Source organism: Kitasatospora sp. NPDC059722, assembly GCF_042733235.1.
Lineage (GTDB): Bacteria > Actinomycetota > Actinomycetes > Streptomycetales > Streptomycetaceae > Kitasatospora.
This window is the reverse complement of sequence record NZ_JBHWGD010000009.1, coordinates 179,547-191,395: the sequence shown is the minus strand read 5'-3', so window position 1 is coordinate 191,395 and position 11,849 is coordinate 179,547. Positions and strand designations below refer to the sequence as shown.

Sequence of the window (11,849 nt, the reverse complement as noted above, 5' to 3'; positions counted from 1 at the left end):
GGGGTGAACTGGTTCGGCACGGTGGACTTCCCGAAGGATGGTGACGGCTGCCGCTGGGATTCCACGCCGCACGATCCGGTGACCCGTGTCCGGTTTCAGGGCGTTGGGCACGTCAAGGTTAACCGGCACCGCCCGGTGGCCGGCAGGGTCAAGACTGTGTCCGTCAAGCGCGAGGGCTGCAGGTGGTTCGTCGTGCTGACTGCCGAACAGGGCGGGCCGGAGCCGCTGCCCGCGACCGGCTCCGTGGTCGGCATCGACGTGGGCATGGCCAACTTCCTCGCCGACTCGGGCGGCGGGTTCGTGCCCAGCCCGCGCCACGGGCGGAAGGCCGCCGCGAAGCTCGGAGCCGCACAGCGGACTCTGTCCCGGTTCCCGCGCTGCAAGGCCAAGGACCGCACGGCGAATCACCGGCGGGCGGTCGAGAAGGTTTCCGGGCTGCACGGCAAGGTGCGCCGCCAGCGCCTCGACCACGCGCACAAGACCGCGCTGGGCCTGGTCCGCGCGCACGATTTCATCGCGCACGAAGACCTCAGGATCCGCAGCATGGTCAAGGCCCCCGTGCCGAAGCCCGACCCCGGCCGGCCGGGTGTGTTCCTGCCCAACGGAGCGGCGGCCAAAGCCGGACTGAACAAGTCGATCAACGATGCCGGTTGGGGGGTGTTCCTCACGATCCTCACCAGCAAGGCTGAAAGCGCCGGCCGGGAAGTGATCGCCGTGGACCCCCGCAACACCTCCCGCACCTGCCCGCGCCCGGAGTGCGGGTACGTCGCGGCAAAGAACCGGCCCAACCAGGACACCTTCCACTGCGTCGCCTGCGGCCACACGGCGCACGCCGACACAGTGGGAGCCGTCAACGTTCTACGGGCAGGGCTTGTCCGTCGCAACGCCCGCCAGGGTTAGCGAGAAGCCCCCGGCTTCAGCCGGGGGAGGAGTCACCTGACCGCTCCCACCGGGGCGGTACGCTCGCCCGCGTGCGGAACACGATCGAACGGCTGGTCAACGGCCTCACCGGCAGCGTCATCATCGGGGGCGTCCTCGACCTCGCCGACGAGCACCTCCGGCGCGGCGACGCGGACTTCGTCGCGGAGCTCACCGCGGCGGTCCACGCGCGCTACGGCGCGCGCGCGAAGGGCACCGAGCACCACTACCTCTTCTCCCTGCTCCTGTGGAGGCTCGCCACCACCCACCGGCGCGACGCCATCGCCCACGCCCTTCGGCTGGGCTTCGCCGACCTGTCGCCCACCAAGCGGCCCGAGCGCAGGGCCGCCGCCGTGCTCGCCGCCAACCAGTCCCCGCGCGACCTCGCCCAGCTCTTCGCTCCGGGCGAGGCCGCGTACGGGGACACCCCCGACGAGCTGCGGGCCTGCCTCGTCCACGAGCTGGTGCTCCGCCGCTCCACGCCCCCGCCGGAGGCCGTCGAGTGGGCGGCGAACTCACTGTTCTGGCAGGGCCATCCGCTCGCCTGGCTGCCCTGGTCGCTCTCCCCGCTGGAGGGCACGCCGCAGCTGACCCGCTACTGGCTGGGCGGCGGAGGGGGCGGCATCGGGTACGGCCTGCCCGAGGGGCGCGAGCTGCCGAACGACCCCGCGCCCGTCCCTGCGGTGCGCGCCAACGACCTCGACTTCGCCCTGACCACCGCCGTCGACCGCTGGGACGGGCGCCACAACGGCCGGGTCGAGGCCGGGATCCACGTCACGGACGCCCCCGTCGACGCCGACGCCCTCCACCCGATGCTGGCCTCGCTCCCGCTGGACTGCCTCGACGGCCTGACCGGCGCCAGGAACCTCGCCGTCGTCGCGACCACCCCCGCCGAGGCGTGGCGCCAGCTCTTCGCCGCGGCGTCCACCGGCGGCGGCCGCGAGGACGAGTGGTGGTACGGCGCGCACGGCCGGCTCGCCGCCTGGCGGTCCCTGGCCGCCCTGGCCGGCGCCCCCGGCGACGCGACGCCCGCCGAGGTCGAACGGCGGGTCGCCACCTGCGCCTGGTACGGCTTCCGGGCCTGGACGGACTGGTTCAACTGCGACCTGTGGGACCTCGGCCTCGCGACCCTCTCCCCCGACCGCACCCGCCTCACCGTCCTCGCGGCCACCGACTACAACGGGGGCTGAGCCGTGCCCGCACCCGAATGGTCCGGCCGGCTCGGCTGCCTGTGCGCCGAGCTCCGCACGGCCGACGACGGCAGCCAGGTGCTCACCGCCGGCGACCGGCAGGTGGTCATGCGGCCCGACGCCGCCGTCCGGCACCGCGGCGGCCTGCTGCACCACCGGATCACCGTCGAGCAGCCCGGCGAACCGGTCTTCACCGTCCGCTACCGGCCCTCCTGGCACGCCCGGCTAGGGCCGCTGCCGGACGCGACCCACGACCGCTGGGCCGCCGAATCCGACGACCCCGGGCTCGAACTGACCGCACGCTGGGGGGCACCGACGACTGGGTGGACGACCGGGCCGATACTTGACCGTCGGGTTCTCCGTCAGGTTCTCCGTCGGGTTCTTCGTCGGGTTCTTCGTCGGGTTCGAGGCGTTTCGGGGGAAAGCCGATGATCAACGATGCCGTCCCGCTGTCCGTCGACCACGACGCGGCGTCAGGGCTGTGGACCGTCACCGCGCCCAAGGACAGCCTCGGCCCGATCGCCGTCGCCGACGGGCAGGTGCTCGTCCCGTTCGACGGGCGGATGACCGCGTTCGACGCCCGCGACGGCGGGATGCTCTGGCGGAGCCCGCACCCGCTCGGCGGGACCGGGCTCCGGCTCGCGACGGCCTTCACCACGGCCGGGCAGCACGTCGTCGTGCCGAGCCGCAATCCGAGCCCGCACGGCACCGAGCCGATCGGTCTCACCTGCCTCCGCCGCACCGACGGCGCGCTCGCCTGGATCCGGGACGCCGCCCCGCTCTCCGGCTACCTCGCGGACGGCCGCACGCTCGTCCTCTGGCAGAGCCACCCCGACGCGCCGCGCCACGTCACCGCCGTCGACCTCGTGGACGGCCGCCGCCTGTGGCGGCACGACTACGTGGACTTCGGGAGCGTCCTGCTGACACAGGGCCGGGTGATCGTCACCGTCGGGACCCAACGGCGCCACTACACCCGCGCCTACGACGCCCGCAGCGGCAAACAGCTGTGGCGCACCGCCATGAACCGCTACCCGGCCCGCCTGCACCTCGTCGCCGCCGCTCACCTGCCCGGGCCGGTCGTCTTCACCGCGCACCCGCGCAGGGACACCGTGCAGTGGTTCGACCCCGCCACCGGCACCGCACTCGGCTCCCTCACCACGGGGTACCCCTCCACCCGCTGGCGCGGCGCCGGGACGGACGGCGAGGTGCCCTCGGCGGCCTGGGCCCGGGTCGACGACCGCCGGGTGGCACACCTCCGGCCACTCGGAGAGATCGGAGAGGTCGGAGGGATCGGAGGGATCGGAGAGGGACGGGTGCGGACCTTCTTCTCCCCGCGGCGGCCCCTGCGCCTCTCGGACCCGCAGGTCGTCGAGGTAGCCGGCAGGCTCTACACGACCGTCCGGCTGGACGGGACGCACGACGACCCGGCCGCGATCCGCGGGGAGCGGATCGTCTCGGCCCCGCTCGGCGGCCTCGGCGGGGACCGGTGGCTCACGGGGCTCCGCTGGCCGCTGAAGGTCCCGCGGCGCGAGCGCCGGAACTTCTACGCCCACCTCGTCCCGGCACCCGGATGCCTCTACGCCCTGCTCATCCACCGCGCGACGTGGGCCGTCGTCGTCGTCCGGGGCGGCCGGGTGCTCTGGCGGCGCGGCTCGCGGGCCACACCGCCCGTCCCGCTCGGCGACCGGGTGCTCCTGCTCGACGACTGCGGCGAGCACGACCACCTGCGGCTGGTCGACGGCCGGACGGGCGCCACGACGAGGCCCTGCCCACGCAAGTGAAGCCCGGCGAGTGTGAAGCCCAGCGACAGTGAAGCCCGGCGAGAGTGAAGCCCGGCGGGCACGCTACTCGACGGACTCCGCCGGCCGGCACCGCTGCCGCCGCCGGAACGGGTACGTCGGCAGGTCGACCCGGCGCGCGCCGGGCGGGAGCATCGGCGTCCAGTCCACCGGGGCGCCCCGGACGAACGCCTCCGCGAGCGAGCGGGCGAACCGCTCCCGGCCGCCCTCGCCGCGCGCCAGCGTGCCGCACACCACGGACGCTCCGGCGGCCACGCCCGCGTCGGCCAGCGTCGCCCCGATCGCCGTCGTCATCACCGGGTGCGCGCTGACCTCCACGAAGCCGGTGAACCCCTGGGCCGCCAGCGCCCGCACGGCCGGGTCGAGCAGCACCGGTTCGCGCAGGTTGCGGTACCAGTACCCGGCGTCGACCGGGCCGGCCACCCACGCCCCGTCGACGGTCGAGAACCACGGCACCGCCGGCGTCAACGCCCGCACATCGCCCAGGAGTTCGGCGATGTCGCGCTCGACCCCGACCACCTGCGCGGTGTGCGACGCGTAGTCGACCGGGACCATCCGCACGTCGATGCCGCGCCCCACCAGCTCGGCGTGGAAGGCGCCGAGCGCCGAGCTCTCCCCGCCCACCACCGTGCGCTCCGGCCCGTTGACCGCGCCGACCTCGACGCCGTCCCCGCACGCGCGGATCCAGTCCCGCACCCGGCCCTCGGGCAGCGGCACGGACACCATGCCACCCCGGCCGGCCAGCCGGTCGCCGATGGCGCGGCTGCGCAGCGCGACCGTCCGGGCGGCGTCCTCCAGGGACAGCGCGCCCGCGACGCAGGCCGCCGCGATCTCGCCCTGCGAGTGGCCCAGCACGGCCGCCGGGCGGACCCCGTACGCCTCCCACAGGGCCGCGAGCGAGACCATCACCGCGAACGTCACCGGCTGGGCGATGTCCACGCGCTCCACCGGCGGGGCGCCGCCGACACCGTGCACGACGTCCACGAGCGACCAGTCCACGTGCGGGGCCAGCGCCCGCCCGCACTGCGCCATCCGCTCCGCGAACACCGGCTCGTCGTGCCACAACTCCCGTCCCATGCCCGCCCATTGGCTGCCCTGGCCGGGGAAGACGAAGACCACGCCGCCGTCCCGGCGGCCCGGTGGCGCGGCACCGGCGACGAGACCGGGTGCCGCGCCGCCCTCGGCCAGCGCCCGCAGGGCCGCGCGGACGGCGTCCGAGTCGGCCGCCGCCACGACGGCCCGGTGCTCGAACAGGGCCCGCCCCGCGAGGAGCGAGAGCGCCGCGTCCTGCGGGCGCACGCCGCCGTCCAGCGCATCGGCCAGCCGCCCGGCCTGCGCCGCCAGCGCCCCCGGCGTCCGCGCGGACACCACGAGCGGGGCGAAGCCGGCCGACTCGCCTTCCACCCGGGGCGCTTGCGGCACCTGCTCCAGGAGGCCGTCCCGAGCCGCCCGCCGCGGGACGGTCCGGGGCGCGGCCGCCAGCAGCAACCGCAGGGCGGTCGGGTCCGCCGTCCCGGCGCCGTTGCGCGGGATCGCGTCGACGAGGTGCAGCCGCACCGGGAGCGCGTGCGGTGCGAGGCGCCCGGCGCCGAACTCCCGCACCGCGTCGAGCGTCGGGGCGCTCCCCGGCTCCGCGACGGCCACCAGGGCGACGGCCGCGCCCTGCCCGTCGTGCGGCACGCCGACGGCGGCGAGCTCCCGCAGGCCGGGGCAGCCGGTGAGCGCGCGCTCGACCTCGGCCGGGTGGACCGTTCCGCCGTCCCGGACGAGCGCGTTCGCCAGCCGGTCGACCAGGTACAGGCAGCCGTCAGCGTCCAGCCGGCCGAGGTCCCCGGTGCGGAACCAGCCGTCGTCGTCCCGCAGGGCCTCCTCGCCGCGCCAGTAGCCCGGTGAGACGTGCTTCCCGCTCACCCACACCTCGCCGGGCTCGTCCGGCCCGGACACGTCCGCGCCCGAGTCCGGGTCGACGATCCGCAGCCGGGTGAACGGCATCGGCCGGCCCGCCGAGCCCGCCTTCGCGACGGTGAGCTCCGGCGGCAGGTAGGAGGCGAAGGACGCCGTCTCCGTGAGCCCCCATGCCTGTTGCAGCATCACCCCGCGCGCCGCGTAGTCGAGGACCAGCCGCGCGGGCACCGGGGCGCCCGCCACGACGGCGCAGCGCAGCGCGGACAGGTCGGCGGCGGCGAAGCCGGGCAGGCGGGCGAGCGCCGCGTACATCGAGGGGGCGGCGAAGAACGTGTTGACCCTCAGCTCGACGAGGTCGCGCAGGGTCCGCTGCGGGTCGAAGCGGCGCCGGACGACGGTGGTGCCGCCGTGGCCGAGGCTGCGCAGGGTGAAGCAGGCGAGCCCGCCGACGTGGGACAGCGGGGTGACGACCAGGTTGACGTCCTCCTCGCGCGTGACCATCGCCGCGTCGACGTTGGCACCGCTCCACCAGAGGTTGCCGTGGGTGATCCTGACGGCCTTCGGGCGGCCCGTGGTGCCCGCGGTGTGGAGCAGGACGGCGAGGTCGTCGGCGTCCAGGGACGCCGGTTCGCGCGGCGGCTGCGTGGCGGCGGCGAGCGCGGCGGCGAGCGGCGTCCAGTGCGGACCGGGCACGTCCGTCAGGGGCGCGGCAGGGTCGTCGTCGATGAGCAGCAGGCGCGTACCCGGCGCAGGGCCGACCAGTGGCGCGCGCCCCGGCTCGGCGACGACGGTGTGCGCCCCGCAGTCGCGCAGCACCTCTCTGGTCTCCGCCGCGCCGAGCCGGTGGTCCACCGGGACGAAGGCGGCGCCCAGCCAGCCGCAGGCCAGGTAGGTGGTGAGCAGCGTCGGGCTGTTGAGCCCCAGGTAGGCGACCCGCCGCCCGGCCGTCACCCCGCCCGCGGCGAGCACCTCGGCGAGGCGGCCCGCGCGGTCCAGCAGTTCCGGGTAGCCGACCGCGGATTCCTCGTAGTGCAGGGCGGGGCCGCCGAGGGGGCGGGCGGCCGCACGGCGCAACGCGTCGATCGGGGTGATCTCCAGGTGCATGGCTCGTCCTCCTGTGGTGCGGGGGCGGTCAGGCGCACGCACCGTGGTCGGGTGTGCGATCTCTATCAGATGTGACTCACCGTGACCACCGCCACCCGAAAAGTATGGAGAGCTGGTAAATCAGGCCGCCGCATCGCACCCGGCGCCACGGCGTTGCGCCGCCGGGTGCCCGCGCCCGGCTGGGATCCTCGCCCGGTGGAGACGGTGGAGCCGGCGCGGCCGGTGGCGACAACGGACACGGGCCGGGTCGAGGCGTTCAGCGACGGGGTGTTCGCGATCGCGATCACGCTGCTGATCCTGGAGATCAAGGTCCCGCAGGGCCACGGCGCGGCCGAGCTGTGGCGGGCGCTCGGCGCGCAGTGGCCGTCCTACTTCGCGTACGCGGTGAGCTTCCTGGTGATCGGGGTCATCTGGGTCAACCACCACACGCTGTTCGTGCACCTGGCCCGGGTGGACCGCACGCTGGTGTTCGTCAACCTGCTCCTGCTCATGCTGGTCTCGGCACTGCCGTTCCCGACCGCGCTGGTCGCGCAGAACCTGCGCAACGGCTCGGCCGCGAACGTCGCCGCGGCGGTGTACGGCGGGGTGATGGTCGGGCACGCCGTGCTGTTCTCGCTGTTCTGGAACCACGCGACGCGCACCGGCCACTGCTTCGACGCGCGGGTCGACATCGCGGCGGCCCGGGCCGCCCGGTGGCGGTTCGAGGTGGGCATGGTCGTCTACCCGCTCACCGTCGGCCTGGCGTTCCTGTCCGCACCCGCGGCCCTCGCCGTCCACGGACTGCTGGCCGTCTACTACGCGTTCAACCAGGTCAAGGTGCCGACGCTGCCCTGAGACAGGCCCTACGACTTCCGCTTCCGCCGCACCAGCGACACCGCCGGTTCGGGCCGGTCGAGTTCGGTGGCCGTGCGCACGGCCTCCATCGCCCGCAGTTCGGTGGGCACCCGGGGCCGGGCGCCGAGGCCGAAGAAGCCGCCCTCGTTGTTGGCGTCGGCGACGACCGTGGCGATCTCCAGCAGGAACTCCCGGAACCCGTCGACCTCGTCGGGGGCGACCCTCGCGACGATCCGCGTCGCCTCGCGGATCACCGCCAGCGCGGGCCGCTCGTAGTCGGCGTAGCGCGTCGCGGGCTGGAGCCCGGTGTCGAAGGTCGACGACGCGGCCAGCTCCCGCACGAAGCGGCGCGGGTGGGTCACGCCGGCCTCGCGCAGCAGCTTGACCAGCGCGATGATCTCCTCCGCGTCGGCGACGCCCTCGGCGAGCGCCACCAGCACGCCGGAGGCCATCAGGGACCGGCCCAGCGTCGCCCACTCCTCGGGCGTGAAGTCCGGCTCGCCCGGCCCGTCGGCGCCGTGGCCGGTGCGCAGCACCTGGAAGCCGACGTCGGCGAGCACTGCGGGCAGGCGGCGCACCGAAGCGACCGTCCGCGCGCGGGCGTTCGGGGACAGCTCCGCCCACGGCACCTGCTCGGCGTCCCGGCCGTCCCGCTGGCCCGGCAGCGCGCCCGGGCCGAGGACGGCGGGCGCGCTCAGCCCGTGCTCGTGCTCCAGCCGGGCGAGGACCTCCGCCTCCTCCTCGGTGAAGTCGACGGGCGGCGGGCCGTCGGCGCCCGGCGGCTGCTCGGAGGTCGGCACCATCAGGCAGCCGACGGCGGCCAGCCGGTCGCCGAGCCGCCGCGCCTGGCGGCGGTTGGCCTGCCGGAGCTCCTCCGGCAGTTCGTCCCAGGGCAGCAGCCCCGGCCCGCTGCCGGGCTCCCGGCCGTCCTCGACGGCGGCCTCCAGGCGGCTCTGGTGGATGGCCCGCGCCAGGTGCTTGGTGACCTGGGCGCTGGTGTAGTCGGCGAGGCTGTCGATGACGCGGTCCTGCGCCTCCAGGCGCGCCTTCATCCGGCGGCACTCGTGCAGAACGGCCTCGGCGTCCAGCAGCGTCTGCTCGGCGCGGCGGTCGCCGGCCCGGCCGATGACGTCCTGTCCGACCATGATGACGATCATGAAGACCAGCTGGGCGAGGGTGGACAGGAAGCTCATGAACGCGAACGGGTACGGGTCGAAGGTCTGGAGGCCGGACTCGGCCATCCCGATCCACACCACCTGCGTGCCCGCGGCGACGTAGAACGCCCACATGCTGCCCAGCCGTCCGGTCAGCCACGCGGCGATCCGCCCGTTGACCGTGGTCGCCTGGTCGATCGCCTGCGGCGGGTGCTGCACGCGGTGGCGCTCGATCCACGGGTGGCGGCTGGTCTCCAGCAGGCTGACGCCGCGCCCGAGCGCGAGGTCGTGCCGGTCCAGGTGCGCCTGGAGGTCGGCGACCCGCTCGAAGATCGCCTCGGCGCTCTCGTAGGTCTGCACCGCCCGCCGGTCCGCCGCCATCCCGAGCACCCGCTGGCCGACCAGGATCACCAGGCAGAGCACCAGTTGGACGACGTTGTCGAGGAACAGCAGGAACGCGAACGGGTACGGGTCGAGCGTGTGCAGCGGCCCCCAGGTCGCGAGCGCCATCCATCCGCCGACGATCGCCAGTGTCACGTACAGTGCGGGCATCGAGCCCACCACGCGGGTCAGCGCGGCCGCGAACGCCCCGTTGAACCCGACCTGTTCGTACGCCATCGCCACCGGCTGCTGCCGCGGCGCCTCCGGCCCCGCACCGACCGCACTCACGTCCACTCCTCACGCAGATTGCCGAGGACGCACTGAACCCCTTTCCGGACGCTCTGTCAACGTCCTTTCTACGGACCGTGATTCCGTGTCGGCCCGGGACCCCGGAGGCTGGCACCGGTCCGGCCCGACCACCGATGATGGCCCCATGTGGATCAAGTGGATCAACTGCCGCGTGCTGCCCGGCGGACGGGAAGACTTCGCGGACGCGCAGCGCGAATGGGCGGCCATCGCGGACCAGCCGGGCCTGGTCGGGCAGGTCGGGGGCTGGGAGGCCGGCGGCGAGCGGGCGCACGTGCTCGGCGTCTGGGCCGACGAAAAGGCCTACACCGCCTTCATGGAGGTGCGCCACGACGAGATCGTCACGGCGGCGTCCGCCGAGCGCTCCGGGCGTCGCGACGGGGAAGGACCCGAGCCGGGGAGCTGGCAGGTGACCTCGGTGACGACCGGCGCCTCCGTCCTCGACATCCCGGGGGAGGCCGCCGGCCTGGACGACGCGCTCGCCCGCGGCACCGCCCTGCGCGTCGCCGACTGCCACCTCCACCCGGGCCGCGCCGAGCACTTCCTCGACGCCCAGCGACGCGTCTGGAACCCGGCCATGGCGGCGGCCGGCGGCATGCTCGCCGGCGCCGTCACCCGCCTCGCGGACGACCGGTACCTCGTCGCGACGCTGTGGACGGACGCGAACGCCCACCAGCGCTACGCGGAGCGGGACGTGCCCGCCCTGCGCGCACGCGCGGACGTCGCCGCGGACGTCCGCGCGCTGACCGGGCTGGCCCTGCCGCTCGAAGCCGACTGGCAGGTCCTGCCCGGCCTCGGATGAGCCGTCGGCTCGGACAGCCGGCCGGCGCGGGCCGCTTGACGCCGGCCGGGCGCGACCGCCGATGATGGTCCGCATGTGGATCAAGTGGAGGGACTGCCACGTCCGGCCGGAGGCACTGGAGCGCTACCGGAGCGGGCGGAGCGAGTGGACGGCGCTGCCGGGCCACCCGGGGCTGGTCGGGCAGGTCAGTGCCCGGGAGCCGGACGGCCCGCGCGCGTGCATGCTGGACGTCTGGGCCGACGAGGCCGCGTACCTCGACTTCAGGGACGAGCGCAACGCCGCCATCGACGCCGACCAAATGGGCTACGCCCGCTTCCGCATGAGCGAACCCGCCGAGGACGAGCCGACACCGGAACAGCGGTACGCGGTGCTGGAGAACGCCGCCGGCCCCACCGTCCTCGACATCCCGGGGGAGGCCGCCGACCTGCACGAGGCCCTGACGCGCGGCACCGTGCTGCGCGTCGACGACTGCCGCCTCCACCCCGGCCGCGAGGAGCACTTCCTCGCCGCCCTGCGCTCGGCCCGGGGCCTGGGGTCGGCCGCGGCCGGCGGCCTGCTCGGGGGCGTGGTCGCCCGCGTCGTCCCGGACGTCTTCCGCGACCACGAACACCACCTCGTCGTGACGCTCTGGACCGACCCGGACGCCCACCGGCGGTACGCCGAGGTCGACGCGGGCGCCCTGACCGCCTTGGACGCCCGCGCCGACCGCACCGCCGACGTCCGGGAGCGGACCGAGCTGGTCCTGCCGGTCGAGTCCGACTGGCAGGTCCTGCCCCGCGTCTGGTTCTGATGCGCCGGCTCCGCCGACCTCACGAACCCGGCAACAAGCCTTCAATCCCCGAAAGAAGCGTTTCCGCCGTCAGCTCAGGCAGCCGACGTGCGCCAGCGCCCGCTTGAGCAGCACCCCCTGACCACCCGGCATGTCCTGCTGCACCAGCGGCGAGGCGGCCTCCGCCGGACTGAACCAGACCAGGTCGAGCGCGTCCTGGCGCGGCCGGCAGTCGCCGGAGACGGGCACGACGTAGGCGAGCGACACGGCGTGCTGGCGGGGGTCGTGGAACTCGGTGATGCCGAGCGTCGGGAAGTACTCGGCGACGGTGAAGGGCTGCAGCGAGGCCGGGATCCGCGGCAGCGCCACCGGCCCGAGGTCCTTCTCCAGGTGCCGCAGCAGCGCGTCGCGGATCCGCTCGTGGTACAGCACGCGCCCGGACACCAGCGTGCGGCTGACCGTCCCGTCCGGCCCGATCCGCAGCAGCAGCCCGATCTGGGTGACCTCCCCGGACTCGTCGACCCGCACCGGCACGGCCTCGACGTACAGGATCGGCATCTGCGCCCGGGTCGTTTCGAGCTCCTCGGGCGCGAGCCAGCCCGGCGTGGTTTCCGTGATGTCAGACATTGCTTGATCGTACGATCCCCGGACGGCCGGACGACGGCTGCCCCGCCCGGGGATGACCGT

10 protein-coding genes are annotated in these 11,849 nt (G+C 74.8%); 7 read left to right on the top strand and 3 right to left on the bottom strand.

Translation table 11 applies throughout. The features are described 5' to 3' along the window. The 4 genes from ACFV4F_RS08490 to ACFV4F_RS08475 form a co-directional block, all read left to right on the top strand. The coding region (locus ACFV4F_RS08490; protein WP_380501032.1) for an RNA-guided endonuclease InsQ/TnpB family protein at positions 1-900 on the top strand (900 nt) is incomplete at its 5' end. Between the two features lie 71 nt (positions 901-971). Continuing rightward, positions 972-2,108: a DUF6183 family protein gene (locus tag ACFV4F_RS08485; protein WP_380501030.1), complete on the top strand. Its 1,137-nt coding sequence runs from the start codon at positions 972-974 to the stop codon at positions 2,106-2,108. A gap of 3 nt (positions 2,109-2,111) precedes the next feature. Then, the gene (locus ACFV4F_RS08480) at positions 2,112-2,540 is read left to right on the top strand and encodes a hypothetical protein (RefSeq protein ID WP_380501028.1); all 429 of its coding nucleotides are present in this window, start codon (positions 2,112-2,114) and stop codon (positions 2,538-2,540) included. Continuing rightward, complete coding sequence (locus tag ACFV4F_RS08475) at positions 2,537-3,889, top strand: PQQ-binding-like beta-propeller repeat protein (RefSeq protein WP_380501026.1); 1,353 nt, start codon at positions 2,537-2,539, stop codon at positions 3,887-3,889. The genes ACFV4F_RS08480 and ACFV4F_RS08475 overlap by 4 nt, the downstream gene beginning before the upstream one ends. Before the next feature lie 63 nt (positions 3,890-3,952). Here ACFV4F_RS08475 and ACFV4F_RS08470 read toward each other — a convergent pair whose 3' ends face one another. Further along, positions 3,953-6,916 carry an acyltransferase domain-containing protein gene (locus tag ACFV4F_RS08470; RefSeq protein WP_380501024.1) on the bottom strand — a complete coding sequence of 988 codons (2,964 nt, stop codon included), beginning with the start codon at positions 6,914-6,916 and terminating at the stop codon, positions 3,953-3,955. A gap of 195 nt (positions 6,917-7,111) precedes the next feature. Here ACFV4F_RS08470 and ACFV4F_RS08465 point away from each other — a divergent pair, with 195 nt between their 5' ends. Then, positions 7,112-7,750 (top strand): TMEM175 family protein, encoded by a 639-nt coding sequence (locus ACFV4F_RS08465; protein WP_380448043.1) that lies wholly within the window; start codon positions 7,112-7,114, stop codon positions 7,748-7,750. Between the two features lie 8 nt (positions 7,751-7,758). Here the strand turns inward: ACFV4F_RS08465 and ACFV4F_RS08460 are convergent, their stop codons facing one another. Continuing rightward, positions 7,759-9,573, bottom strand: coding sequence for a DUF1003 domain-containing protein (locus tag ACFV4F_RS08460; protein ID WP_380501022.1), 1,815 nt, complete (start codon positions 9,571-9,573; stop codon positions 7,759-7,761). A gap of 145 nt (positions 9,574-9,718) precedes the next feature. On the opposite strand from ACFV4F_RS08460, the gene ACFV4F_RS08455 reads away from it, so the two are divergent. Then, positions 9,719-10,393, top strand: a complete 675-nt coding sequence (locus tag ACFV4F_RS08455) for a DUF4937 domain-containing protein (RefSeq protein WP_380501020.1) — start codon at positions 9,719-9,721, stop codon at positions 10,391-10,393. A 73-nt stretch (positions 10,394-10,466) separates the two neighbouring features. Further along, on the top strand, positions 10,467-11,183 hold the full coding sequence (locus tag ACFV4F_RS08450) for a DUF4937 domain-containing protein (protein WP_380501018.1): 717 nt from the start codon (positions 10,467-10,469) through the stop codon (positions 11,181-11,183). Positions 11,184-11,252: 69 nt separating this feature from the next. Here ACFV4F_RS08450 and ACFV4F_RS08445 read toward each other — a convergent pair whose 3' ends face one another. Beyond that, positions 11,253-11,789 (bottom strand): NUDIX hydrolase family protein, encoded by a 537-nt coding sequence (locus tag ACFV4F_RS08445; RefSeq protein ID WP_380501016.1) that lies wholly within the window; start codon positions 11,787-11,789, stop codon positions 11,253-11,255. Positions 11,790-11,849 lie beyond the last annotated feature (60 nt).